The following is a 24,892-nucleotide window of genomic DNA, read 5'->3' as shown; positions in this document are numbered from 1 at the left end:
CCGTGGACCGCCCGTGACCGCCGAACTCCAACCCGAACCCGTCTGCGTCGCCGCCCTCTATCGCTTCGCGCCCATCAAGGATCGCGAGGCGGTGCGGGCGCGGCTGCTGGACCTGTGCGGCGACGAGGTGCGCGGCACGCTTCTGGTGGCCTACGAGGGGATCAACGGCACCATCGCCGGGCCGGGCGCCGCCGTCGCCCGCGTGGTGGACGGGGTGCGCGCCCTGCCGGGCTTCGACCGGCTGGAACTGAAATACTCGACCGCCGAGGCCATGCCGTTTCACCGCATGAAGGTGCGGCTGAAGGCCGAGATCGTGACGATGGGCGTGACCGACATCGACCCGGTCGAGGGCGTCGGCGCCTATGTCTCGCCCCAGGACTGGAACGCTCTGATCGCCGATCCCGACACGATCGTCATCGACACCCGCAACGACTACGAGGTCGAGGTCGGGGTCTTCGAAGGCGCCGTCCAGCCCAATACCCGCACCTTCCGCGAGTTTCCCGACTGGTTCCGCGAGCATGGCCGCGCCCTGCTGGATCGGCCGAATCCGCCCAAGGTCGCCATGTACTGCACCGGCGGCATCCGCTGCGAAAAGGCCACCGCCTTCCTCAAGAATGAGGGCGTCGAGCAGGTCTTCCACCTGGAAGGCGGCATCCTGAAATATCTTGAGACCATCCCGGAGCCCGAGAGCCTGTGGCGCGGCGACTGCTTCGTCTTCGACGAGCGGGTGGCGGTCGGTCACGGGCTGAAGGAGGGCGACCACAGCCTGTGCCGTGGCTGCCGGATGCCGGTCAGCCCCGAGGCGCGCCGCTCGCCCCACTACGTCGAGGGCGTCTGCTGCGACCGTTGCCATGATGCGCGCACGGATGAGCAGCGCGAAGGCTACGCCGAGCGGCAGAAGCAGATGGAGATCGCCGCCCGCCTGGGCATCGACCACGTTGGCGCGACGCCGAAGCGGGGCGATTAGTCAGGCCGCCGTCCGCCCGTCGATCCAGCTTTCGACCGCCTTCAGGTCGTCATCCAGCCGCACCAGGTCCGCCGCAAACCCCGGCGCGATGCGGCCGCGCTCGCGCTCCAGGCCCAGGAAGGCGGCGGGGGCGCCGGAGGCCATCATGACGGCCGTGGGCAGGTCCAGACCGATCAGGTCGCGGGCGTTGCGGACGGCGGAGGCCATGTCGAGATCGGATCCGGCCAGCACGCCGCGCTCGTCCAGACAGGCGCCGTCCTTCACCGTGATGCGTCGGCCCTGCAGGAAGAAGTGGTCGCCTTCCGCGCCGACGCTGGGCATGGCGTCAGTGACCAACATGAAGCGGTCGGCCGGGCGACAGCGCAGGGCGAGCTTCAGCACCACCGGATCGACATGGTGGCCGTCGACGATGACGCCGCACCAGGCGGTGGTGTTCTCCAGCGCCGCCCCGACGACGCCCGGCGCGCGGCTCTTCAGCGGCGACATGGCGTTGAACAGGTGGGTGAAGCCGGTCAGGCCCGCGTCGAGCGCCGCCCTGATCGTTGCATAATCGGCGTCGGTGTGGCCCGCCGCCACGACGGCGCCGCCCGCGATCAGCGCCTGGATCATGTCCGGCGTGGTCGTCTCGGGCGCCAGGGTGATCAGGGTGCGGCCCGTCTTCATCCGCGTCAGCAGGCGCACGGCCTCGTCGTTCAGGGTGCGGAACCTGGCCGGATCGTGGATGCCCTTGCGCGCGACATTCAGGAAGGGGCCTTCGATATGGATGCCCAGGACGCCGGGCACGCCCTCGGCCATGGCCTGTTCGACGGCGTCGATGGCCCGGTCGACGACGGCCAGGTCGTCGCTGATCAGGGTCGGCAGGAAGCCGGTCGTGCCGAACCGCCGGTGGGCGGCGCCGATACGGGCGATGGTCTCGACCGTGGGGGCGTCGTTGAACAGGACGCCGCCGCCGCCGTTGACCTGGGTGTCGATATAGCCGGGAACCAGCCGGTCGCCGTTCAGGTCGCGGCCCGTCGCCTCGGGGAAGGCGGCGCGCAAGGCGGCCTCCGGCCCGATGGCGGCGATGCGGTCGCCGTCCACGACCACGGCGAGGTCTTCGTGAAAGGCGCCGTCGACCAGAATCCGCCCGTTGTGCAGCAGGATGGGCATCAAACCGTCTCTGTCACCTTGTTGAGATAGGGCGGGCGGTCGGGGTCGAACCCGCGCGCGGTCGAAAGAGTCGCGGCCAGACGATAGAAGCTCTGGATCAGCAGGATCGGCTCCAGCGCCGGATGACCGCTGATGGTCGGCAGGGCGGTGACGCCCGGCGCGGTCGTGGCCCCGGCGAAGAAGACGCGCGCCCCGCGTCGGGCGAAGTCGGCGGCCAGATCCTCGGCGTCGTCGCGCGTCGCGTCCGACTGCGGCAGCAGCAGGACGGGGAAGCCGGTCTTGACCAGGGCCATGGGGCCGTGGCGCACCTCGGCGGTCGAGAAGGCCTCGGCGTGCAGGCCGCAGGTCTCCTTCAGCTTCAGCGCCGCCTCGCGGGCCACGCCGAAGCCGAGGCCGCGGCCCACGACATAGAGGCTGGTCGCCGGGATCAGGGCGGGCAGGGCGGCGGACCAGTCCTGGGCCCAGGCGGCGTCCAGCTGTTGCGGCAGGCGGTTCAGGGCGGCGGACAGGTCGGCGTCGCCGCTCCATTCCGCGACCAGGTGGGCGATGGCGCTGAGGCTGGCGATGAAGCTCTTGGTCGCCGCGACCGACAGTTCCGGCCCGGCCCGCAGCGGAAGCGTCAGATCCGCGACCTGGCTCAGGGGCGAGCCCTCGACGTTGACCAGGGCGACGACGAAGGCCCCGCCCGCCTTGGCGGCGGCGGCGGCGGCGACCAGATCGGGGCTCTTGCCCGACTGGGACACGGCCAGGCACAGGCCGCCCGGAATGTTCGGCGTCCGGCCATAGACCGAGCTGACGGCCAGGGGCATGGGGCTGGTCAGGACGCCGGTCTCGGTCTCGATCAGATAGCGGGCGAAGACCCCGGCGTTGTCGGAACTGCCCCGGCCGCAGATCAGGGCGGCGGTCGGCGGCTGCATCCGCAGGCGCTTGGCGGCCTGGGCCACGACGCCGGCGTTGGCGGCCAGCTGGTCGGCGACGATACGGCCCGAATCGGCCGCCTCGGCGAACATCAGGGTGTCTTCAGCACGCATCAGGCGGGTCCGTCGTTCAGTTCGGCGACGAAGTCGTAGGCGTCGCCGCGATAATAGGACTGGGTCACTTCGACCGCCTCGCCGTTGTGGAAGGCGCGGCGTTCGATCAGCAGGCCGGGGGCCCCGCGGGCCACGCCCAGAAGCTGGGCCTGTTCGTCGGTGAACAGGACGGCGCGCAGGCGTTGCAGGGCGCGGTTGGGCCGGTGGCCGCTGACCGCCAGGGCCTGATAGAGCGAGGTGGTGACCGCCTCCACGCCCGACAGGCAAGACGCCGGGACCGTCGAATACTCCAGCGCCATGGGCGCCCCGTCGGCGTAGCGGATACGGTGGAAGCGATAGACCGGCGCGCCGGGGCTGAGGCCCAGGGTCAGGGATTCCTCGGGCGTGACCGAGCCTTCGCTGCGGCTCAGCCAGGAACTGGTGGCCTTGCGGCCGCGCGCCGCCATGTCTTCCGTGAAGGAGGTCAGCTTGGAGAAGCTCTTCTCCACCCGGGCGGCGACGAAGGTGCCGGCGCCCTGACGGCGGGTCAGCAGCCCTTCGGCCACCAGGCCGTCGAAGGCCTTTCGAATCGTGATGCGCGACACCGACAGTTCGTTGGCCAGGTCGCGCTCGGGCGGCAGGGCGTCGTCCGGCTTCAGCGTGCGGCGCTCGATGGCCTGGCGCACCGCCTGCTGCAGCTGCTGGTACAGCGGCGCGGGACGTTGGGCGTCCAGCGATCCTATGGCTTCAAGAAACGGCATGACGTCCTCCCCCCGAGTTCTGGTCATCCCCGACTGACGTCATCTGAACTGATGTTATGCGACCAATCAAGAACCAATATGAGAAAAGTTTAGGCCCAATGTGAAATTTGGTCTTGCGAGATGCGACGCTTTGGTGAAAGTCTGCCTCCAATTCCCATGTTCTCTCGATCCAAGCGGAAGAGGGGCGGGCCATATTGGTCTTTAATTGGGTATATCTGACCTGCGGGGGCAGGTCTCTGGAGGGGAGTCCAGCGCTATGAATATCCGTCACGCCTTGCTTGTCGGCTCTGTCAGCGCCCTGGCGCTGGCGGCCGGCGCGGCCGCCGCACAGGACGCAAACGGTCCGGCCACGACCGTCGACGAGGTCGTCGTCACCGGCATCCGGGCTTCGCTTCAGCAGTCGATCACGACCAAGCGCAACGCCAACGCCATCATCGATGTCGTCACCGCCGAGGACGTGGGCAAGTTCCCCAGCTCGAACGTGGCTGAAGCCATCACCATCATTCCCGGCGTCACCGTCGATCGCGCCTTCGGCCAGGGCGAGAAGGTCTCGATCCTGGGCACCGACCCGGCGCTGAACCGCACCCTGCTGAACGGCCAGACGGTCGCCTCGGCCGACTGGTTCATCCTCGATCAGCCGGGCCGGACCTTCAACTACGCCCTGCTGGCTCCGCAGATCGTCGGCAAGGTCGAGGTCTATAAGTCGCCCGAGGCCCGCATCGACGAAGGCTCGATCGGCGGCACCGTCGACGTCTCGACCCGCCGTCCGCTGGACCTGGGCCGTCACACCCTGTCGGGCGCCGTGACCTACCTCTACAACGACCGCTCCGAGAGCGGCGACGCGCAGCTGTCGCTCCTCGGCGGCTGGCGCAACGAGGATCGCACCTTCGGCGTCCTGGTCTCGGCCCAGCGCGCCAGCGACGAACTGCGCCGCGATGGTCTGGAAGCCTACGGCACCATCCCGGCCAGCTTCTACGCCGGCGGCAACCCCGAGAACCCGGGCGGCAATTCCATCGCCAACGGCAACTGCGTCGGGGCCTGCGCCACGACCCTGCTGGCCAACCCGACCGCCAAGGGGCTGAACGCCTTCGGCACCCACTTCTTCGAGCAGCAGCGCGAGCGCAACAGCTATACCGCCGCCGTCCAATGGCGTCCGAACGACAGCCTGGACCTGAACTTCGACTGGCTGCGCATTGACGCCACTTACGACAACATCAACCAGGCCCTGTTCGCCTTCCAGGGCAATACCTGGAACAGCCTGGGCGCCCTGACCGGCATCCAGATCGACAACAACGTCATCACCAAGGCCTCGTTCAAGAATGCCCTCAGCGTGCTGGACATCCAGTATCGCGAGGCGGCGATGACCTCGGACAGCTACCACCTCGACGGCAAGTACAACGGGAACGGCTGGGACCTGTCGGGCGACCTCGGCTACACCAAGGCCGACGGCGGCACCCAGCGTCAGCTGTTCGGCGAGTTCCTGAACTGGGCCGACTATACGGTGGACTTCACCGGCGCTCCGGGTTCGCCGGGCGTTCTCACCTACGCCAACGGCAATGTCCTGAACGACGCGTCCAAGTTCTCCTTCGACGGCGGCTGGGGCGCGGGCGACCCGTCGGTCGGGCCGACCGGCTACAACCCCGGCTGGGGCGGCAACATCGTCTCCAAGCCGACGATGGACGAGGAAACCTACGCCCAGGCCGATCTCGGCTTTGACCGCGACGGCTTCTTCAAGCGCTTCCAGGTCGGCTACAAATACCGCCAGCACGAGACCGACCAGAAGATGTCGGGCGTGACGGTCCAGATCTATGGCGCGCCTGACAGCGCCGCCATGTTCAGCCCCAGCCGCGTGCCGGGCAACTATCTGGACGGCTTCGACGGCGCCAACGACCAGATGAAGGGGCGCTTCCGCATCGATGGCGAGGCTCTGGCCGACTATATCGAGAAGGGCGAGTATCTGCGGCCCTGGCAGCCCAAGCCGGTGCCGACCGTCTTCGGCAACGCCGAGTTCACCGCTCAGAACTGGAACGTCCAGGAGACGATCAACGCCGTCTATGGCCAGGCCGACTTCGAGAACGAGACGGTCCGCGGCAACATCGGCCTGCGCTATGTCCGCACCGAGTCGGAAAGCGGCGGCTATGTCTGCGTCCGTCAGACGCCGTCCGGCTGCGGCACCACGGCGGCTGACTGGGCCTGGAGCGTCAAGACCAAGGAATACGACGACTTCCTGCCCAGCGTGAACGTGGCCATCAACGCCGCGGAAGACGTCATCGTCCGTCTGGCGGCGGCCAGGGTCATCGCCCGTCCCAACTATGCGGATATGTCCAACTACTTCTGGCTGTCGGATCAGATCCTGACCGGCGGCGGCGGCAACCCGGACCTGGACCCCTACAAGTCGACCAATCTGAATGCGGCGGCGGAATGGTATTTCGCCGAGGACGCAATCCTGTCGGGCGAGGTCTTCTACAAGAAGATCGACAACTACATCCTGCAAGCCACCGCGCCGGAGACCCACTTCAACCAGGCGCAGAACAGGCCGACCACCTATCAGATCAGCCGTCCGACCAACGCCGGTTCGGCCGAACTGAAGGGCCTGTCCGTGGCCTATCAGCAGACCTACGCCTACGGCCTGGGCCTGCTGGCCAACTACACCCTGGTCGACGGCAGCGCCGACAACGGCGCCGACCTGCCGTTCAACTCGAAGCATCAGGTCAACATCAGCCCCTTCTTCGAATCCGGTCCCTTCTCGGTCCGGGCCACCTACACCTGGCGGTCGAAGTACTTCACCGGGGTGGATCGCGGCGAAAATATGTACGTCCGCGCCTTCACCGGCCTGGACGCCACGGCCAGCTACGCCTTCAACGATCGGGTCAGCCTGACGGTGGCGGGCCAGAACCTGTTGGACAGCGAATACTACGCCTACGCCAACACGGTCTCCCTGCCGCGCGGCGTCTATCGCACCGGCCGCAAGCTGATGGCGACGCTGAGCGTCGAGTTCTAGGACGCCGCGTTCAGGGGGCGGCGTTCGCCGTCCCCTGTTCCGCCTATCGCCAAGGCCTTCTCCTGAGGCCAGACTGGCGCGGGGCGTTATCGTCCCGCGCTCTTTTTTGTTCCAGATGCGAGACCGCGTATGACCCAGGTCGTTCGATCGGCGACGGCGTTCGCCCCGATGTTGGCGTCCGTGCTGGCCCTGCTTGCGGCGCTGGCGTCGGCCTCCGTCGTGGCCCAGACCCAGGTTCAGCCTCCGGTCGGGTCGGTGATTCCGCGGCCTGCGTCCCTGACCCCGGCCCAGGGCGTCTTCGCCCTGAACGACGCCACGACCCTGATCGTGCCGCGCGGCGACGCCGAGGCGGCGCGGGCGGCGGCGCATTTCGCCGACCTGATGCAGCGCACGCGGGGACTGGCCCTGACGGTGCGCGAGGGGGAGGCCGCGCCCGGCGCCGTCGTCTTCCGGCGCGGCGCCGGATCGACCGCCGACGCCTATCGCCTGGACGTGACCCCGCGCGGCGCGGTCATCACCGCCGGCGATTTCGGCGGGCTTCTCTATGGTTCGATCAGTCTGTGGCAGCTGGCGACCGCCGAGGCCGGACAGGGACCGGCGGCCATCCCCGCCGTCGCCATTTCCGACACGCCCCGCTTTGGCTGGCGCGGCGTCATGCTGGACTCCGCTCGCCACTATCAGTCGCCGGAGTTCATCAAGGGCTTCATCGACTGGATGGCGTTGCACAAGCTCAACGTCTTCCACTGGCACCTGACCGACGATCAGGCCTGGCGGCTGGAGATCAAGCGCTATCCCCGGCTGACCGAGGTCGGCGGCTGGCGCGTCCATGCCGGCGCTTCGGCGCAGAAGGACATCGATCCGGCCACCGGCCGCCCGCGCCTCTATGGCGGCGTCTATACCCAGGATCAGGTGCGCGACATCGTCGCCTATGCGGCCGCCCGCAACATCGTCGTGGTGCCCGAGATCGACGTGCCCGGCCACGCCAGCGCGGCGGTCGCCGCCTATCCGGAACTGGGCGTGACCGACGTGCCCGGCGCCGCAGTCCCGGCCGTGCCCGCCGACTGGGGCGTCTATCCGACCCTGTTCAACGTCGAGGAGCCGACCCTGGACTTCCTCGAGAACGTCATGGACGAGGTCGTCGATCTCTTCCCCGGCGAATACGTCCACATCGGCGGCGACGAGGCGGTCAAGGACCAGTGGAAGGCCTCGGCCCGCGTCCAGCAACGGATGCGCGAACTGGGCCTCGCCGACGAGGAGAAGCTGCAATCCTGGTTCGTCGCCCGTCTGGAAAAGCGGCTGAACGACCACGGCCGCCGCATGATCGGCTGGGATGAAATCCTGGAAGGCGGCATCAATCCCAACGCCAGCGTCATGTCCTGGCGCGGCGTCGAGGGGGCCATCGAGGCGGCGCGCCTGGGCCACGACACGGTGATGTCGCCGGCGCCGACCCTCTATCTCGACAACCGTCAGAGCGCCGACGACGGGGCGCCCGGACGCGGCTTCACCTCGACCCTGCGCGACGTCTACGCCTTCGACCCGACGCCGGACGAACTGACCCCGGAACAGGCGCGCCGCGTCCTGGGGGTGCAGGTCAACCTCTTCTCCGAACATATGCGCGACGAGGACCGGATCGAGTACATGGCCTTCCCGCGCCTCTCGGCCCTGGCCGAAATGGCCTGGACCCCGCACGAGCGGATGGACTTCGCCGATTTCCGCGTCCGTCTGGACCCGCAACTGGCCCGCTATCGCACCCTCGGCATCGACTATGCGACCAGCGGCCTGACCGAGGTTCCCGTCGCGCCGCCGGCCGACGGCCAGAAGCGTTACGACCATCAGATGAAGCTGTGCAGCAGCGCCCTGCCGCTGTCGCTGATCGACGACGCCCCGCTGGAGGGCGAACGTCCGGCCCTGCTGATGGACATCCTCAACCCCTGCTGGATCTATCAGTCGGCCGACCTCAGCCAGGGCGCGCGTTTCGAGGCCGCCGTGGGCCAGGTGCCCTTCAACTTCCAGATCGGCGCCGACCGCGACAAGATCCGCCTCGGGACGCCGCGCACGCCGGAAGGCGAACTGGAGGTCCGCATCGACGGCTGCGAGGGCGAACCGGCCCTGATCCTTCCCCTGGCCGAGGCGGCCGGGAACGACGGCGTCACCACGATCTCGGGGCGCCTGCCCGCCCGCGCCGGCCAGCACGACCTGTGCCTGCGCTTCACCCAGAAAGAGCTTGATCCGATGTGGGGCGTCGACTGGGTGCGCCTGTCCGATCCGATGAAGGCTGGAGACGCCAAGTGACGTCCGAACTGATCGTCCACGCCCCGATCGACGGCTGGGTCTGTTCGCTGGACGAGGTCCCCGACGACGCCTTCGCCGGGCGCATGGTCGGCGAAGGTCTGGCCATCGATCCCACCGGGATGACGGTCCGCGCCCCCTTCGACGGGGTGGTGTCCAGCCTGGCCCGCACCGGCCACGCGGTCAGCGTCCGCTCGGACGACGGCGCTGAAATCCTGATCCATGTCGGACTGGAGACGGTCGCCCTCGACGGCGCAGGCTTCACCGCCCACGTCGCGGCGGGGACGCGGGTGCGCGCCGGGGACCTGCTGCTGACGCTGGACCTGGAGGTCGTGGCGGCGGGCGCGAAAAGCCTGATCTCGCCGATCCTTCTGGCCAACGAGGGCGAGGTCCGGCTGCTGCCGCTGAACCGGCAGGTCGCGGCGGGCGAGCCGATCATGGCCGTGCGTCTGGCTGCGGCGTCCGGGCCAACTCTGGACGAAGGCGCAGCGGCCCTGACCCGCACCGTGCGCGCGCCCCTGCCGCACGGGCTGCACGCCCGCCCGGCCTCGCGCATCGCCGCCGGCGCCAAGAGCTTCGACGCCCGCGTCCGGCTGATCCTCGGCGAGCGCAGCGCCGACGCCGCCAGCCTGACCGCCATGATGACCCTGGGCCTCAAGGACGGCGACGAACTGATCCTGAGCGCCAGCGGCCCTCAGGCCGAGGCGGCGCTGGAGGCGATACACGCCCTGATCGCGTCCGGCCTCGGCGAAGGCGGCGAGGGCGCCCATGCCGCACCCGTTGCCGAAGCCCCGGCGGTGCCCGCCGGTCCCGCGGCGGGCGAAGACGGCGAACTGATCTTCTCGGGCGTCACCGCGGCGCCGGGTCTGGTGATCGGCCGCGCCGTCCGCCTGCGTCAGGCCGAGATCGAGACGCCCGAACACGGTCGCGGCGTCATGCTGGAGCAGGCCGCCTTGCAGCAGGCCCTGACCGTCGTGCGTAGCCGTATCGAGGCCTCGGTGGCCGAGGGCGGCGCCCATCGCCGCGCCATTCTGGCCGCCCATCTGGCCTTCCTCGACGATCCCGGCCTGCTCGCCACGGCGCAGGAGGCCATCGAGGCGGGCCGCAGCGCCGGCTTCGCCTGGCGCACGGCGACCCAAGGCGGCGTGGCCCTGTTCCGCTCGCTGGGCGACGCCCGCACGGCCGAGCGCGCCGACGACCTGCTGGATCTGGAGCGTCAGCTTCTGGTCGAACTGTCGGGCGAGGCCGCGCCGGCGCCGATGGTGCTGGGGGCCGGATCGGTCATCCTGGCCGACGACCTTTTGCCGTCGCAGCTGATCGCGCTCGACGCGGTCAAGGTGGCGGGCCTGTGCACCGCGCGCGGCGGGCCGACCTCGCACGTCGCCATCCTGGCCGCCGCCATGGGGGTGCCGGCTCTCGTCGCCGTCGGGCCGGGACTGGAGCGGGTCGAGGATGGCGCGCTGGTGGTGCTGGACGCCGACGGGCGGCGTCTGGTCGCCTCGCCGTCCGCCTCGCGTCAGGCCCGCGCCCAGAGCGCTGCCGCCGCCCGCGACCGTCGCCGCGCCGAGGCGCGGGCGTTGGCCGCCGAGGACTGCCGCACCGCCGACGGCGTCCGCATCGAGGTCTTCGCCAATCTGGGCGACGTGGCCGAGGCCGCGCCCGCGGTGGCCGGAGGCGCCGAGGGCTGCGGTCTGCTGCGCACCGAGTTCCTCTTCCTCGAACGCCAGAGCGCTCCGACCGAGGACGAGCAACTGGCCCAGTATCAGGCCATCGCCGACGCCCTGGACGGACGGCCTCTGGTCATCCGCACCCTCGACGCCGGGGGCGACAAGCCCTTGCCCTATCTGCCCATGCCGCACGAGGACAATCCGGCCCTGGGCCTGCGCGGCGTCCGCACCGGCCTGCACCGTCCCGACCTGCTGCTGACCCAGCTGCGCGCCGTCTGCCGGGTGCGCTCAAGCGGAACGGTCGCGGTCATGCTGCCGATGATCGCCTCGGTCGCCGAGGTGCGTCAGGTCCGCGCCCTGCTGGACATCGCGGCGGCCGAGACCGGCGGGCAGGCGCCCCTGCTGGGGGTGATGATCGAGACCCCCGCGGCGGCCATGACCGCCGACCTGCTGGCGCCCCATATCGACTTTGTCTCGGTCGGGACCAATGATCTGACCCAGTACGCCCTGGCCATGGATCGCCAGAACGCTCATCTGGCGGCCCAGCTCGACAGCCTGCATCCGGCGGTCCTGCGCCTGATCGCGCAGACGGCGAAGGGGGCCGCCGACACGCGCTGGATCGGCGTCTGCGGCGGTCTGGCCTCGGACCTTCTGGCCGCGCCCATCCTGATCGGCCTCGGCGTCACCGAGCTGTCGGCGACGCCGTCCATGGTCGCCGAGATCAAGGCCGCGGTGCGGGTCATGACCCTGGCCGACTGTCGCGATCTGGCGGCCGAGGCCCTGACGCTGGACAGCGCCGAGGCCGTGCGCGCCCTGGCCGACGAACGTCTGGCCGCCCTGCTGAAATCCCGTGTCGTCGGAGCGGTCGCATGAAGATCGGACTGTCCAGCCTGCAGCCGCTCGGCCGGGCCCTGATGCTGCCCATCGCCGTCCTGCCGGTCGCGGGCCTCTTGCTGCGCCTGGGCCAGCCGGACCTGCTGGACATCGCCTTCATCTCGGCGGCGGGGCAGGCGGTGTTCGCCAACCTGGGCCTGCTGTTCGCGGTCGGTGTCGCCGTGGGGCTGGCCAGGGACAACAACGGCGCCGCAGGGCTGGCGGGCGCGGTCTGCTTCCTGATCTCGGTGGAGGCGTCCAAGGTCCTGCTGGCCGTCCCGCCTGAAGTCATTGCGGGGCTGACCGGCGACGCCGTCGACGCGGCCTCGAAAGTCTTCAAGGATCAGGCCCTGTCGCGGTTGGGCGTGCCGATCGGCATCGTCGCCGGCCTGATCACCGGGGCCTGCTACAATCGCTTCTCGACCTTCAAGCTACCCGACTACCTGGCCTTTTTCGCCGGGCGTCGCTTCGTGCCCATCGTGGCGGGGGTGGCCGGTCTGGTGGTGGCGGCCGCCGTCGGCCTGACGTTTGCCGGCATCGACCACGCCATCGATGTCTTCAGCCGCGCCGTCGTCGGCTCGGGCGAGATCGGCCTGTTCATCTATGGCCTGCTGAACCGGCTGCTGATCGTCACCGGCCTGCACCACATCCTGAACAACGTCGCCTGGTTCATCGTCGGCGACTACAACGGCGCGACCGGCGACCTGAACCGCTTCTTCGCCGGCGACCCCAGCGCGGGCGTCTTCATGAGCGGCTTCTTCCCCGTCATGATGTTCGGCCTGCCCGCCGCCTGCCTGGCCATGTATCACGCCGCCCGCAAGGACCGGCGCAAGGAGGTGGGCGGCCTGCTGGCTTCCCTGGCCCTGACCGCCTTCCTGACCGGGGTGACCGAGCCGATCGAGTTCACCTTCATGTTCCTGGCGCCCGTGCTCTACGCCATCCACGCGGTGCTGACCGGCGTATCCATGGTGGTGATGGACCTGCTGGGATCGCGCCTCGGCTTCACCTTCTCGGCGGGCCTGTTCGACTATGTGCTGAACTACGGCCGCTCGAGCCGGCCCTGGGTGCTGCTGCCCGTGGGTCTGGTCTATGCGGGCCTCTATTACGGCCTGTTCCGCGTCGCCATCTCGGTCTTCAATCTGAAGACGCCGGGCCGCGAGGATGAACCCGCCGCGACGAGCCAGACGTCGGATGTCGCGGGCGACCGGGCCGAGGGTTTCGTCGCGGCGCTCGGCGGGGCGGGCAATCTGATCTCGGTCGCCGCCTGCACCACCCGTCTGCGGCTCGAGATCCGCTCGCGCGAGGCGGTCGACGAGGCGGCGCTGAAACGGCTGGGCGCGCGCGGCGTCATCGCCCCGGGACCGAACCAGCTTCAGGTCGTTCTGGGTCCCATCGCCGACGCCGTGGCCGACGAGATTCGGGCTCATGTCGGCGCGGACGGCGCGGCGAAGACGTCCCCGTCCGCGCCGCCTTCGGCTGGCGCGGACGGCAACTTGCCCGCCGGCCTCATGGCGGCCCTGGGCGGCGCGGACAACGTCGAGGACGTCAGCCGCAAGGCCGGTCGGCTCTGCGTGCGGCTGGCCGGGGATGCGGATGTCGATACGGCCGCCTTGTCCGCCCTGCTGCCGCGCGGCTTCGTCCGCACCGGCGAGCGGACCCTGCAACTACTGGGCGTCTGACGCCGGGCTGTTCGCGCCCCGTGGAGCATGATTAGCTGGCGTCGTCCGAGACCGGAGCCCGCGCCATGTCGTCATTCCGTCCCGTCGCTGACCTCGACACCCATGAGGTGACCAACCAGCCGCCGCCGCTGGAGGACGTCAACCTGTTCACCGGCGACCGGGCGCTGGCCGACGCCGTACGCCGTGCGGGCGGAGAACAGCATGAAGCCCGACTGACGGCCCTGGGCCAAACTTGCGGCTCGGCCGAGGTCATCGACTGGGGCGTGCAGGCCAACCGCGTGCCGCCGGTGCTGGACACCCACGACCGCTACGGTCGGCGCATCGACGAGGTGACCTTCCATCCCGCCTATCATCAGTTGATGGCCCTGGGGCTGGAGGCGGGACTGGCGTCGGCCGCCTGGGACGGGACGGCCAACGGCCACGTCCTGCACGCCGCCATCCTGTTCCTGACCGGGCAGGCGGATTCGGGGACCAGCTGTCCCATGACCATGACCTACGCCTCGGTTCCGGCCCTGGCGGTCGAACCCGGCGTCGGCGCGCCCTGGATCGAGAAGATCAAAGGCGGGCGCTACGACCCCGCCGTCCGTCCGGCGTCCGACAAGGCGGGCGTGACGCTGGGCATGGCCATGACCGAAAAGCAGGGCGGGTCCGACGTGCGCGCCAACGCCACCCGCGCCGAACCGACGGGCGAGGACAGCTGGTATCGACTGACGGGGCACAAGTGGTTCTGTTCGGCCCCCATGTCGGACGCTTTTCTGACCCTGGCCCAGGCGCCTGGCGGCCTGACCTGCTTCCTCTTGCCGCGTTGGCTGCCGGATGGGACGCGCCACGCGGGCTTTCGCGTCATGCGGCTGAAGGACAAGATGGGCGACCGCTCCAACGCCTCGTCCGAGGTCGAGTATCACGGCGCCCTGGCCCAGAGGATCGGCGACGAGGGGCGGGGCGTCGCCGCCATCATCCGCATGGTCCAGCACACGCGGCTGGATTGCGTGATCGGCTCGGCCCAGCAGATGCGCGGGGCGCTGGCCCAGGCGATCTGGCACGCCGCCCACCGCACCGCCTTCCAGAAACGGCTGATCGACCAGCCGATGATGGCGGCGGTCCTGGCCGATCTGGCGGTCGAGAGCGAGGCGGCCACGGCTCTGTCCATGCGTCTGGCCCAGACCTTTGATCAGGACGATCCGCTGGCCCGTCTGGCCACGCCGATCGCCAAATACTGGGTCTGCAAGCGGGCGCCGGGTCTGGTCTATGAGGCGATGGAGAGCCAGGGCGGCGCCGGCTATGTCGAGACCGGCCCCATGCCGCGCCTGTTCCGCCAGTCGCCGCTGAACGCCATCTGGGAGGGGTCGGGCAATGTCATCGCCCTCGACGTCCTGCGCGCCTTCGGGCGCGAGCCGGAGGCGGTCGAGGCCCTGCGCGCCTTCCTCGACGCGCGGCGCGGGATTGATCCCGCCTATGACGCCTGGATCGCCGATCTGGACCTTCCCGGGGCGTCTGAGGCGAACGCGCGCTGGACCGTCGAACGCCTGGCCCTGGCGCTGCAGGCGGCCGTGCTGCTGGAGGCGGAAAGCCCTCTGGCCGAGGCCTTCTGTCGGCTGCGGCTGCAGCCGCGCGGCGGCCTCTACGGCGCCTTCGACGCCGGGATCGACGTTCGCGCCATGCTGGAGCGGGCCATGCCGGTCTGAGCCGACAATGCAACCTCGCCGCGAAAAAACGGCCGCAGGTCGTATGTTTCGCTGGACGCCGCCCGGATTCACTCGTTAACGCTAGGAAGTGACACGGGAAACCGAGATTCCTAAGCTGACGCCGCGCGAGCTGGAAATTGTCCGGCTGGCGGGCCTGCGCCTAGGCGACAAGGAGATCGCCCAGCAGCTGGATCTGTCGCCGCGCACCGTCCAGAACCACCTGCATCGCGCCTATGAAAAGCTGGGGGTTTCCGATCGTCTGCAGGCCGCGCGACGCCTGAGTGATCTCTACTCAGGGGAACCGGAGCCCCTATCCGACACGGCCACGGTTGCTTCAGTAGCGCCTGTCTCCGCAGCGCCTTCGCCGGCGTTCAGGAGCGGGACGCGGCCTTCGCTCTATGAGCGGTATGTCGCGTTGGACGGCTGGCGCCGACCCAGGAAGCTGGGGGGCTCCCTGCTGTGGCTGATCCTCGGCTGGTCTCTGGCCTGGCTGATCATCGCCGCGGTCGGCGCCAGCCTCGCCAACCCCGTTCTTGAACTGATCGAAAGCCTGCGGTGAACTTCGAAACCGCGGGGAATATCGATGATGACAGGTCAATGAGAGGACGCCCGGATCGGGTCTCCGCTTCCGCCATCGGCGGGCGTGGACGGCGCGCGGGCTAAACCATGCATCCGGTCCAGACCATCCTCATCCTCGCCAATCTGATCGCCTTCTCGTTGTTGCTGTGGCGGGGTGGGACGGTCGAACGGCTGGCGGTGGCCGCCCTGACGGCGGCCCAGGTCCTGTCGGTGATCCTGTTGCCGTGGGACATCGACGGTTTCCGGATCGGGGTGATGCTGGTGGATGTGGCCCTGTTCGGCTCGCTGTGGGCGCTGGCTGAATATGGCCGTCGCTGGTGGCTGGTCGCCTGCGCCGGGTTTCAACTGATCATCGTCGTCAGCCATCTGGCGCCCTTTCTCGCACAGGAGCGGCTGGGGTGGGCGGCGGTCACATTGCAATGGGTCGCCTGGTCTTTCGTCAGCCTGACGGCCTTCGTCGGGATCTGGGAAGCCTCGGCCGCCCGACGCTTCGCCCAGGAGGGGCGTGATGGCGCAAGAATGGACCATGGAGGCGGCGCGCGCGCTGCTGCGTCAGTGGAATAGACGCAAGGTCGAAGCGGCGGTCCGCGTCGGCGGGCTGTCGGTCGATCTGGACGGTCTGGAGACCTGGCTGCTGGATCAGCAGCCGGCCTCCCTGGCCGAGGCCGAACGGCTGCTGGACCTGATCGCGGCGCATGAGGCGGGGGCCGCCGGCGACCTCGGCGGCCTGTGCCGGGTGACCGGCGCGGTGCGCAACGACATCGGCCGCGACGGCAGCCGGGTCGAAGTCAGCTTCGCGCCGCAAGCCTCGGGGCCCCTGGCCGGGCGGGCCTGAAAGTCATCATTTGCTGACGTAAAGTCACCAATTGCTGACGCAAGGTAAGGCTTTCGTCGGCCGAAACGGACTGCTAGAGCGCCGCTTCTGTCCGCGACAAAGGCCGTGCGCCGTCGCTCCGCAAAGCGGTTTATTCCCCCCATGTCGTCTACTCTCCGCGCCGCGTATCTCGCGTCCGTCGCCTTGCCCCTGCTCGTTTTCGCCGCGCCGGCTTTCGCTGAGGGGGGCTTCGCCGAGGACGCCGCCACCGAAGGGCCGATCCAGGTGTCCGAGATCGTGGTGACGGCCCAGCGGCGCGAGGCCCCTCTGGCGGCGACCCCCCTGTCGCTGACGGTCGTGGGCCAGCCGCTGCTGACCGAGGCGGGCGTGCGCGACATCAAGGATCTGCAGATCCTGACGCCCGGCCTGGTCGTGGCCTCGACCTCGAACCAGACCTTCACCACCGCCCGCATCCGCGGTGTCGGCACGGTGGGCGACAATCCGGGGCTGGAAAGCTCGGTCGGCGTCATGATCGACGGCGTCTATCGCCCGCGCAACGGCGTGGCCCTGGGCGATCTCGGCGAGGTCGAGCGCGTCGAGGTGCTGAAGGGCCCGCAGGCCACCCTGTTCGGCAAGAACACCTCGGCGGGCGTCATCAACGTCGTCACCGCCGGCCCGTCGTTCACGCCGCGCGTGGCGGGCGAGGCGACCTTCGGCGACTACGGCGTGAAGGGCGGCTCCGTCTCCCTGACCGGCCCGCTGGTCGACGAGGTTCTGGCCGGGCGTCTGTACGTCGCCGCGCGTCGCCGCGACGGTCTCTATGACGTCAGAACCGGTGACGGCCCGCGCACCGAAACCGACGATCAGAACGAGCATTACGACACCCTGCGCGGCCAGCTGCTGTGGCGCGCGACGCCCGACCTGACCGCCCGCCTGACCGCCGACTGGACCGAGCGGGACGAGCGCTGCTGCGTCGGCGTGCAGCTGGTGACCGGCGGCACCGCGCCCTTGCTGGCGACCTTCGCCCCCGACGGCGGGGTGGCGGCGACGCCCAATCCCTGGGCGCGGGTGGCCTATTCCAACCGCGACACCAACACCCGCATCCGCGACCGGGGCCTGGCCCTGCATCTGAGCGCCGACCTGGGCTGGGCTCAACTGGACTCGACGACGGCGGTGCGCGACTGGCGCGGCGTCATCAGCCAGGACTGGGACTTCACCTCGGCCGACCTGGCCTATCGCCCCGACGACGGCAGCTGGTCCAACCGCTTCCGCACCCTGACGCAGGAGGTCCGCCTGTCGGGCGAGCGCGAGCGTCTGGACTGGTCGGCAGGGCTGTTCCTGGCCGACGAGAAGCTGACGCGCCGCGACAGCCTCTTCTACGGGGCGGACTATGAGGGCTATGTCAGCCGCCTGCTGTCGCGCTCGGCCGCCAATCCGCTGGGCAACCCGGCTCACGTCTCGACCCTGACCGGTCTGCCGGTGGGGCAGAGCTTCGTCGAGGGCCAGGGCCAGCGGGACCGCTACTGGCAGACGACGCAGAGCGCGGCCCTGTTCGCGCAAGCCTCCTACGCCGTGACCGACCGCCTGTCCCTGACCGGGGGTCTGCGCCGCACCCATGAAACCAAGGACATGAGCGCGGCCTACGAAAACACCGACGGCGGCCGCGCCTGCGCCGCCGCCCTGGCCAACGGCGTGGTCAGCGGCACCCTGTGCCTGCCCTGGTCCAACCCGGCCTTCAACAACCTGACCCGCGCCGAGAGCGTCACGGACGAGGCCTGGACCGGCCTGGCCCGCGCCGAGTTCAAGGCGACCGAGGGGACGCGCCTCTACGCCTCCTGGTCACGCGGCCGCAAGAACGGCGGCTTCAACCTGGATCGGGCCCAGACCAACCGCGTCCCCGACGCCTCGACCGCCTTCCCGGCCGAGAGCGCCGAGGCCTGGGAGGCGGGGGTCAAGAGCATCCTGCTGGACCGTCGCCTGCTGGTCGGCGCCGCCGCCTTCCGCCAGACCTATGAGGACTTCCAGCTCAACACCTTCCTCGGCACCACCTTCCTGGTGCGCTCGATCCCCGAGGTCCGGGCCAAGGGCGTCGAGGCGGACTTCATGTTCCTGCCGGTCGAAGGCCTGTCCCTGCAAGGCGGCGTCACCTACGCCCAGACGGAATACGGCGACGCTCCGGTCGCCGGCCTGCCGCTGCTGGCCGGCCGCCGTCTGAACTTCGCCCCCCTGTGGAGCGGCTCGCTGGCCGGAACCTATGAGCGTCCGGTGGGCGCGGGCCTGACCGGGCGTGTCACCCTCGCGGCCAAGTATTCGTCGGAATACAACACCGGCTCGGACCTGGACCCGATCAAGAGCCAGCCGGGGCACTGGCTGGTGGACGGTCGCGTCGCCCTGGCGAAGGACGAAGCCTGGAGCGTCGAGCTGTGGGGCAAGAACCTGTTCGATCAGGACTACCGCCAGGTCGCCTTCGGCGCCCCCTTCCAGGCGGGCACGCTGGGCGCCTTCCTCGGCGCGCCGCGCACGGTGGGCGTGACGCTGCGGGTGGTGCGCTGATTTTCGTCCTTCTCCCCTTGAGGGAGAAGGTGGCAGGCGAAGCCTGACGGATGAGGGGTGCGAGGAAATCCGCACCCCGCCTCTCGTTAAAGCTCAGCGCCGACACCCCTCATCCGAGCGCCTGCGGCGCCCACCTTCTCCCTCAAGGGGAGAAGGGCAGGGGTCACTCCTTGCGGCGCGCCTCGTCCTTCGCCGCGCGCTCGGCCTGGCCGCGCCAGCCGTAGCCTGCGCCGTGCTTGCCGACGCTGACGAAGGTGGCTTCCTCGGCCTTGTGGAAATACTGCTCGGCCACCATCCAGCCCTTGAAGGGCCGCAGCACGCCCAGGCACATCAGGGCCAGGATCGGCAGGGTGACGACGAAATGCACCCAGACCGGCGGGTGGACGTTGAACTCGAAGATCATGAAGCCGATCATGCCGACGATCCCCACCGCCGACATGACGAAGAAGGCCGGGCCGTCCGCCGGGTCGGCGAAGCTGTAGTCCAGACCGCAGTTCGGACATTCCTTGCGGATGGTCAGATAGCCCTGGAACAGCGGACCTTCGCCGCAGCGCGGGCAGCGGCAACGGACGCCGGATTTCAGGGGGCTGATGGACGGATAAGCGGGGTCTGACACGGAAAACACCTGGCAAACGGCGTGCGATACGTCGATGCCGCCGATGTCGGCCTTTCGCGCGCGCGCCGCAAGCGGGTGTTTTGTCTCATCCCCCCATGGGAAGGTTGGGCGGAAGGTTGCGAAGCTCGTCGTCTTTAACCGGCGTTAACCGCGATTAAAGCCCTTCGCGCGAGGGTGCGCGCGTATGTCCGGGGCAACCGCCAGCAAGCGCGTTCTGAAGACGACCGTGGCGGCCGCCGCGGCGGGCGTCGTCGTGTTCGCGCCCCTGGCCCCGCACGCCGAGGGCGCCAACCTCAGCAGCGGCCCGGTCGAGATCCGCGTCGGCGCCAACGCCCACTTCACCAAGATCGAATTCGCCGGCGTCGTCGGCGCGCGCGCCCAGGTGCGGCGCGAGGGCCAGGCCGTGGTGGTCCGCATCGGCACGACCGCCGCCCCCGACGTCAGCCGGCTGAAGGTCGATCCGCCCAAGGGTGTGGCCAAGGTCGAGACGCGCGCCGCACGCGGCGGCACCGAGCTGGTCCTGACCCTGGCCGAGGGCGCGGATGCCCGCTCGGGCGCCGCCGACGGCGCGGTCTGGCTGAACCTCTATGCCCCCGGCGCCGGTCCCGAAGGCGCCAAGCCCTCGGCCGTGCCCGCCGGGGGCGCCGTTCCCGTCGTCGCCGAGGTCAAGGATCAAGCGACCAGCCTGACTTTCCGCTGGGCCGCGCCCGTGGGGGCCGCCGTCTTCCGTCGCGGCGACGCCGTCTGGGTGGTGTTCGACACCGCCGCCCGCATGGACATGACGGGCGCCAAGGCGGCTGGCGAGATCGGCAAGGCGCGCTGGGCGGCCGGTCCCGACTTCACCGCCATCCGCATTCCCGCCGGCGAAGGGCAGGGGGTCTCGGCCCGCGCCGAGGGCGCCGCCTGGATCGTCACGTTAGGCGGCAATGCGCCCGCCGTGACCGGGGTCGAGATCGGGCGCGACGACACGGCGCACACGGCCCTGACCGCCCGCATGGCCGGGGCCACCAGGACCGTCTGGCTGACCGATCCCATGATCGGCGACCGCTTCGCCGCCGTCACGGCCCTGGCCCCCGGCAAGGGTCTGGCCAAGGGCCGCCGCACGGTCGATCTGGCCCTGCTGCCGACGGCCCAGGGGCTGGCGGTCGAGACGCCGACCGACGACCTGACCGTCAAGGCCGAGGGCGACCTCGTCACCCTGTCACGCCCGCGCGGCCTCAGCCTGTCGCCGCCGACCGTGGGGCTGGAAGCCGCCGCCGAGCAGGGCGCGCCGCGCAAGGCCTCGCGGCCCGCGCTGATCCAGGCCGACTGGGCCGACGTCGGCGCCGCCGGTTTCGCCGCGCGCCACCGCCAGCTGCAACAGGCCGCCGACGAGGAGAACGCCCGCGCCGCCGTCGATCCCCGCGCCCCGGTCGAGGCGCGTCTGGCCCTGACGCGGTTCCTGGTGGGATCGGGCCTGGGCTACGAGGCCATCGGCGCCCTGAACGCCCTGGTCGCCAAGACCCCGGCCATGCTGGGCGAGCCCGAGGTGCGCGGCCTGCGCGGCGCCGCCCGTGCCTCCATCGGCCGTCTGGCCGAGGCCGAGGCTGATTTTTCCGCCGGGTCTCTGGCGGGCGACCCGTCCACCCGCGTCTGGCAGGGCTATATCGCCGCCGAACGGGGCGACTGGACCGCCGCGCGTCAGGCCTTCGCGGCCGGCGCGGGCGTGGTCGACGGCTTCCCCCCCGAATGGCGCGCCCGCTTCGGCACGGCCCACGCCCTGGCGGCGGTCGAGACCGGCGACGGCGCCGCCGCCCGCCAACTGCTGGACTATGTCTTCAGCCAGCCCGGCGTCTCGGCTCCCGACCTGCTGACCGCGCGTCTGGTGCAGGCCAAGCTGTTCGAACTGGAAGGCCAGGCCGATCGGGCGCTGGCGGTTTACAAGGCCGTGGGCCGCGCCCCGCTGGACGGAATCTCGACCCCGGCCAAACTGGGCGTTGTCCGGCTGGAACTGGCCAAGGGGGCGCTGAAGCCCGATGCGGCGGCGGCCCAGCTGGAGACGCTGAAATGGCGCTGGCGCGGCGACGCGACCGAACTGGCCGTGATCCGCACCCTGGGCGGCCTCTACCTGTCGCAGGGGCGTTACCGCGAGGCCCTGACCGCGCTGAAGGGCGCGGGTCAGAAGATCGCCAACCTGCCCGGTGCGGGCGAGCTTCAGACCGACCTGTCCAACGCCTTCCGCGCCCTGTTCCTGGAAGGCGCCGCCGACGGCCTGCAGCCGGTTCAGGCTCTGGCTCTCTTCTTTGACTTCCGCGAACTGACCCCGGTGGGCGCTGACGGCGACGAGATGGTGCGGCGTCTGGCCCGGCGCCTGATCGACGTCGACCTGCTGGATCAGGCCGCGGAGTTGCTGAAGTATCAGGCCGACAACCGTCTGGACGGGGTGGCCAAGGCCCAGGTCTCGACCAATCTGGCCGCCGTCCATCTGATGAACCGCCAGCCGGAACAGGCGCTGCAGGCCATCTGGACCTCGCGCACCACCCTGTTGCCCACCGCCATGAACATCGAGCGTCGCGCGCTGGAGGCGCGGGCCCTGATGGAGCTGGGCCGCTATGATCACGCGCTCGAGATTCTGGGCAAGGACGCCTCGCCCGCCGCCCGCGACGTGCGCGCCGAGATCCTGTGGAAGCAGCAGCAGTGGGGGGCGGCCGCCGCCATCTACGAGCAGCAGCTCGGCGCCCGTCACCGCGACGCCCTGATCCCCCTGACGGCGGACGAGGAGAACCGGCTGATCCGCGCCGGGGTCGGCTATTCGCTGGCGCGCGACGCGGGGGGCTTGAACCGCCTGTCGCGCAACTATGCGGGCTTCGCCGACAAGGCCCGCTCGCCGGGGGCCATTCGCATCGCCCTGGCCGGGCTGGACGGGGCCGACGGCTCGGGCCGCCCGCAGGACTTCGCTACGCTCAGCGCCGGGGCCGACACCTACGCGGGCTGGATCGCGGCCACCAAGGCCGAGTTCAGACAGAAAACGGGCGGAGATCGCGCTGCGACCCCCGCCCGAACCCAGGCGGCCGGAGCCGCCTGATCATTCTCTTTTTCAAGAGAGACCCCTAACGCCTCGCACGCGGTGCTCGGCTGCTTGAGGGGCCGGCGCTCCGATGTTCGTCGCGCGGTGCGCGAGTCAGGCGGAGCGCCGTGGACCCGTCCGGGTCCGAAGGCTTAGCCGTTGACGGCGTCCTTCAGGGGCTTGGACACGCGGAAGCGCACAGCCTTCGAAGCGGCGATCTTGATGGTCGCGCCCGTGGCCGGGTTGCGGCCTTCGCGCTCGGCGCGCTCGGCGGTGTCGAACACGCCCAGGTTCGAGATGCGGACGTCCGAACCCGAAACCAGGCTCTTGTGGATGTTCTTGACGATCGCGTCGAGGACGCGGCCGGCGTCGGCCTGCGAAACACCCGCGTCCTTGGCGACGGCGGCGATCAGTTCGGCTTGAGTGGTCATGAGGGTTTTCCCAAAGGTGGTCGCCCGATTCCCGGACGAAGACCGTAGGATCAACACGTGTTTGCCTCGGCTTGGCAAGCCCGGCCTAGCTTGAAAGCCCCTGAGGCTGGGGACTTATCCCCCGCCGGACGCCCTCTGGAAGCTTTCGACCAGGCTTCCGGCCACCAGCCGCCACCCGTCCACTAGCACGAAGAAGATCAGCTTGAAGGGCAGGGAGACCACCACCGGCGGCAGCATCATCATGCCCATGGACATCAGCACGCTGGCGACCACCAGATCGATCACAAGGAACGGAACGAAAAGAAGAAATCCGATCTCGAAGGCCTTCTTCAACTCACTGATCATGAAGGCCGGGGTGACCACCCGCAGGGGCAGTTCCTGCACGTCGCGCGGAGGCTCGATTTTCGACAGTCGGGTGAACAGGGCCAGGTCGTCGCGGTCCACCTGGGCCAGCATGAAGGTTTTCACCGGTTCGGACGCCGCATCGAAGGCCTGGGGCAGCTCCATCTGCTGATCCAGCAGGGGACGGACCCCCGAATCATAGGCGTCCTGCCAGGTCGGGGCCATGACGATGGCGCTCAGGAACAGGGCCAGGGACACCAGCACCGCGTTCGGCGGCGACTGCTGCATCCCCAGGGCGGTGCGCAGCAGGCTCAGCACCACGATGATTCGCACGAAGCTGGTGGTCATGATGACGATGGAGGGCGCCAGCGACAGCACGGTCATCAGCCCGACCAGCTGCACCACCCTCTGGGTCAGGCCGGCGCCGGTGCCTAGGTCGATGTTGATGGCCGACCCGCTCGCCGCCGCCTGCGCCGCCTCTTGCGCCAGGGCGCCCAGCGGCCAGACCAGGCACAGGGCGGTGGTGATCAGCGACAGCAGGGCGGCGCGCTTCAGCTCGGCGCGCGTGGGGACGGCGAAGAGGGCGGGGCGGCTCATTTCACGTCTCCCGATTGGATCGCAGGGCCGCGCGGCTCGACCAGTTCGCGGCCTTCGCCCAGCAGGATCAGCCGCTCCTCGGCGTCCACCCGCACCAGGACCAGACGTCTTGCAGGATCCAGCACCAGGGTCTCGATCACCTGCAACCGACGCGCGCCGCGCTCGGCCTGGAACTTGGCCAGCACCTGGGGCGCATAGCGACGCGCCGCCCAGGCGGCCAGACCGATCAGGCCCAGCGTGATCGCCAGGCCGAACACCGCCCGGAACAGGTCGAGGAAATTCATGCGGATTCGAGGCCCCAACAGCGCCTGTATGCGCGCCGCGTCGCCCGCACGTTTCGCGCCTCGTGGTTAACGGCGCGTTTAGGAACACGGAATATTAACCATGCAGGCGGCAAATTCTGCCGATCAACCGTTCGAGGGGCTTTCGTGTCCGTCACCGACATTCCGCTGCTGAACCAGATCAAGGGCCGTCTCGGATGGCTCGATGATCGTCAGCGCGTGATCGCCCAGAACGTCGCCAACTCCGACACCCCCGGCTACGTGGCGCGCGACCTGAAGACGCCGACCGACTTCGCCGAGGCCATGCGCACCGGCGGGGGGCTGAAGATGGCCGCCACCAACGCCCACCACATCACGCCGCCGGGTCAGGCCGCGCGCTTCGACTCGGTCAACACGCCCGATTCCGAGACCACGCTGGACGGCAATTCGGTCGTGGTCGAGGAGCAGATGCTCAAGATGGCCGAGAGCCGCATGGCCTATGACGCCGCCATCGGCTTCTACCAGAAGTCCATGCAGATGATCCGCATGGCCGCCAAGAAGCCCGGCGTCTGA

The 24,892-nt window shown here is 69.7% G+C and carries 19 protein-coding genes; 12 read left to right on the top strand and 7 right to left on the bottom strand.

What is annotated here, in order from left to right; all coding sequences use genetic code 11:
- The first annotated feature begins 13 nt into the window (after positions 1–13).
- Entirely contained in the window at positions 14–967 is a 954-nt protein-coding gene (locus ACREEF_RS00925) for a rhodanese-related sulfurtransferase (RefSeq protein ID WP_431563730.1), read from the top strand.
- On the opposite strand, the gene nagA is transcribed toward ACREEF_RS00925, so the two are convergent.
- Genes nagA through ACREEF_RS00910 form a run of 3 tightly spaced genes read right to left on the bottom strand, consistent with a single transcriptional unit; the run spans position 968 to position 3,887 of the window.
- Positions 968–2,116, bottom strand: coding sequence for an N-acetylglucosamine-6-phosphate deacetylase (nagA, locus tag ACREEF_RS00920; protein WP_431563729.1), 1,149 nt, complete (start codon positions 2,114–2,116; stop codon positions 968–970).
- Positions 2,116–3,147: an SIS domain-containing protein gene (locus tag ACREEF_RS00915; protein ID WP_431563728.1), complete on the bottom strand. Its 1,032-nt coding sequence runs from the start codon at positions 3,145–3,147 to the stop codon at positions 2,116–2,118. The genes nagA and ACREEF_RS00915 overlap by 1 nt, the downstream gene beginning before the upstream one ends.
- Complete coding sequence (locus ACREEF_RS00910) at positions 3,147–3,887, bottom strand: GntR family transcriptional regulator (protein WP_431563727.1); 741 nt, start codon at positions 3,885–3,887, stop codon at positions 3,147–3,149. The genes ACREEF_RS00915 and ACREEF_RS00910 overlap by 1 nt, the downstream gene beginning before the upstream one ends.
- Before the next feature lie 256 nt (positions 3,888–4,143).
- Here ACREEF_RS00910 and ACREEF_RS00905 point away from each other — a divergent pair, with 256 nt between their 5' ends.
- The 9 genes from ACREEF_RS00905 (at position 4,144) to ACREEF_RS00865 (ending at position 19,027) form a co-directional block, all read left to right on the top strand.
- Positions 4,144–6,888 carry a TonB-dependent receptor gene (locus tag ACREEF_RS00905; protein WP_431563726.1) on the top strand — a complete coding sequence of 915 codons (2,745 nt, stop codon included), beginning with the start codon at positions 4,144–4,146 and terminating at the stop codon, positions 6,886–6,888.
- A gap of 129 nt (positions 6,889–7,017) precedes the next feature.
- Positions 7,018–9,180, top strand: a complete 2,163-nt coding sequence (locus ACREEF_RS00900) for a family 20 glycosylhydrolase (RefSeq protein WP_431563725.1) — start codon at positions 7,018–7,020, stop codon at positions 9,178–9,180.
- The gene (gene ptsP / locus ACREEF_RS00895) at positions 9,177–11,717 is read left to right on the top strand and encodes a phosphoenolpyruvate--protein phosphotransferase (RefSeq protein WP_431563724.1); all 2,541 of its coding nucleotides are present in this window, start codon (positions 9,177–9,179) and stop codon (positions 11,715–11,717) included. Before ACREEF_RS00900 ends, ptsP begins: the two co-directional genes overlap by 4 nt.
- The gene (gene nagE, locus ACREEF_RS00890) at positions 11,714–13,396 is read left to right on the top strand and encodes an N-acetylglucosamine-specific PTS transporter subunit IIBC (protein ID WP_431563723.1); all 1,683 of its coding nucleotides are present in this window, start codon (positions 11,714–11,716) and stop codon (positions 13,394–13,396) included. Before ptsP ends, nagE begins: the two co-directional genes overlap by 4 nt.
- 65 nt (positions 13,397–13,461) lie before the next feature.
- Positions 13,462–15,081: an acyl-CoA dehydrogenase family protein gene (locus tag ACREEF_RS00885; RefSeq protein ID WP_431563722.1), complete on the top strand. Its 1,620-nt coding sequence runs from the start codon at positions 13,462–13,464 to the stop codon at positions 15,079–15,081.
- 88 nt (positions 15,082–15,169) lie between these two features.
- Positions 15,170–15,640 carry a response regulator transcription factor gene (locus tag ACREEF_RS00880; protein ID WP_431563721.1) on the top strand — a complete coding sequence of 157 codons (471 nt, stop codon included), beginning with the start codon at positions 15,170–15,172 and terminating at the stop codon, positions 15,638–15,640.
- A 107-nt stretch (positions 15,641–15,747) separates the two neighbouring features.
- The gene (locus tag ACREEF_RS00875) at positions 15,748–16,224 is read left to right on the top strand and encodes a hypothetical protein (RefSeq protein ID WP_431563720.1); all 477 of its coding nucleotides are present in this window, start codon (positions 15,748–15,750) and stop codon (positions 16,222–16,224) included.
- A complete protein-coding gene (locus ACREEF_RS00870) occupies positions 16,169–16,495 on the top strand; it encodes a hypothetical protein (RefSeq protein WP_431563719.1) in 327 nt (108 codons plus the stop codon). The genes ACREEF_RS00875 and ACREEF_RS00870 overlap by 56 nt, the downstream gene beginning before the upstream one ends.
- 183 nt (positions 16,496–16,678) lie before the next feature.
- Complete coding sequence (locus ACREEF_RS00865) at positions 16,679–19,027, top strand: TonB-dependent receptor (RefSeq protein ID WP_431563718.1); 2,349 nt, start codon at positions 16,679–16,681, stop codon at positions 19,025–19,027.
- A 163-nt stretch (positions 19,028–19,190) separates the two neighbouring features.
- On the opposite strand, the gene ACREEF_RS00860 is transcribed toward ACREEF_RS00865, so the two are convergent.
- Positions 19,191–19,643, bottom strand: a complete 453-nt coding sequence (locus ACREEF_RS00860; RefSeq protein WP_431563717.1) for a DUF983 domain-containing protein — start codon at positions 19,641–19,643, stop codon at positions 19,191–19,193.
- A 184-nt stretch (positions 19,644–19,827) separates the two neighbouring features.
- Between ACREEF_RS00860 and ACREEF_RS00855 the strand changes: the two genes are divergently transcribed.
- On the top strand, positions 19,828–22,707 hold the full coding sequence (locus ACREEF_RS00855) for a tetratricopeptide repeat protein (protein WP_431563716.1): 2,880 nt from the start codon (positions 19,828–19,830) through the stop codon (positions 22,705–22,707).
- A 134-nt stretch (positions 22,708–22,841) separates the two neighbouring features.
- Here ACREEF_RS00855 and ACREEF_RS00850 read toward each other — a convergent pair whose 3' ends face one another.
- The 3 genes from ACREEF_RS00850 to ACREEF_RS00840 form a co-directional block, all read right to left on the bottom strand.
- Complete coding sequence (locus ACREEF_RS00850; protein WP_105564062.1) at positions 22,842–23,120, bottom strand: HU family DNA-binding protein; 279 nt, start codon at positions 23,118–23,120, stop codon at positions 22,842–22,844.
- Between the two features lie 114 nt (positions 23,121–23,234).
- A complete protein-coding gene (gene fliP / locus ACREEF_RS00845; protein ID WP_431563715.1) occupies positions 23,235–24,059 on the bottom strand; it encodes a flagellar type III secretion system pore protein FliP in 825 nt (274 codons plus the stop codon).
- The gene (locus ACREEF_RS00840; protein ID WP_431563714.1) at positions 24,056–24,343 is read right to left on the bottom strand and encodes a FliO/MopB family protein; all 288 of its coding nucleotides are present in this window, start codon (positions 24,341–24,343) and stop codon (positions 24,056–24,058) included. Before ACREEF_RS00840 ends, fliP begins: the two co-directional genes overlap by 4 nt.
- A 144-nt stretch (positions 24,344–24,487) precedes the next feature.
- Here ACREEF_RS00840 and flgB point away from each other — a divergent pair, with 144 nt between their 5' ends.
- Complete coding sequence (flgB, locus tag ACREEF_RS00835; protein WP_431563713.1) at positions 24,488–24,892, top strand: flagellar basal body rod protein FlgB; 405 nt, start codon at positions 24,488–24,490, stop codon at positions 24,890–24,892.

It is taken from the genome of Brevundimonas sp. (genome assembly GCF_050729455.1).
Classification (GTDB): Bacteria; Pseudomonadota; Alphaproteobacteria; order Caulobacterales; family Caulobacteraceae; genus Brevundimonas.
The sequence above is the reverse complement of the archived record's forward strand: the minus strand, read 5'-3'. Positions and strand labels throughout refer to the sequence as shown.

What these genes read in the sequence shown, in the direction of transcription:
- nagA (WP_431563729.1), bottom strand. Translation starts at nt 2,116, where the DNA reads ATGCCCATCCTGCTGCACAACGGGCGGATTCTGGTCGACGGCGCCTTT.
- ACREEF_RS00850 (WP_105564062.1), bottom strand. Translation starts at nt 23,120, where the DNA reads ATGACCACTCAAGCCGAACTGATCGCCGCCGTCGCCAAGGACGCGGGT.
- ACREEF_RS00875 (WP_431563720.1), top strand. Translation starts at nt 15,748, where the DNA reads ATGCATCCGGTCCAGACCATCCTCATCCTCGCCAATCTGATCGCCTTC.
- ACREEF_RS00870 (WP_431563719.1), top strand. Translation starts at nt 16,169, where the DNA reads ATGGCGCAAGAATGGACCATGGAGGCGGCGCGCGCGCTGCTGCGTCAG.
- ACREEF_RS00905 (WP_431563726.1), top strand. Translation starts at nt 4,144, where the DNA reads ATGAATATCCGTCACGCCTTGCTTGTCGGCTCTGTCAGCGCCCTGGCG.
- ACREEF_RS00885 (WP_431563722.1), top strand. Translation starts at nt 13,462, where the DNA reads ATGTCGTCATTCCGTCCCGTCGCTGACCTCGACACCCATGAGGTGACC.
- fliP (WP_431563715.1), bottom strand. Translation starts at nt 24,059, where the DNA reads ATGAGCCGCCCCGCCCTCTTCGCCGTCCCCACGCGCGCCGAGCTGAAG.
- ACREEF_RS00915 (WP_431563728.1), bottom strand. Translation starts at nt 3,147, where the DNA reads ATGCGTGCTGAAGACACCCTGATGTTCGCCGAGGCGGCCGATTCGGGC.
- ACREEF_RS00855 (WP_431563716.1), top strand. Translation starts at nt 19,828, where the DNA reads ATGTCCGGGGCAACCGCCAGCAAGCGCGTTCTGAAGACGACCGTGGCG.
- ACREEF_RS00910 (WP_431563727.1), bottom strand. Translation starts at nt 3,887, where the DNA reads ATGCCGTTTCTTGAAGCCATAGGATCGCTGGACGCCCAACGTCCCGCG.
- ACREEF_RS00840 (WP_431563714.1), bottom strand. Translation starts at nt 24,343, where the DNA reads ATGAATTTCCTCGACCTGTTCCGGGCGGTGTTCGGCCTGGCGATCACG.
- nagE (WP_431563723.1), top strand. Translation starts at nt 11,714, where the DNA reads ATGAAGATCGGACTGTCCAGCCTGCAGCCGCTCGGCCGGGCCCTGATG.
- ACREEF_RS00900 (WP_431563725.1), top strand. Translation starts at nt 7,018, where the DNA reads ATGACCCAGGTCGTTCGATCGGCGACGGCGTTCGCCCCGATGTTGGCG.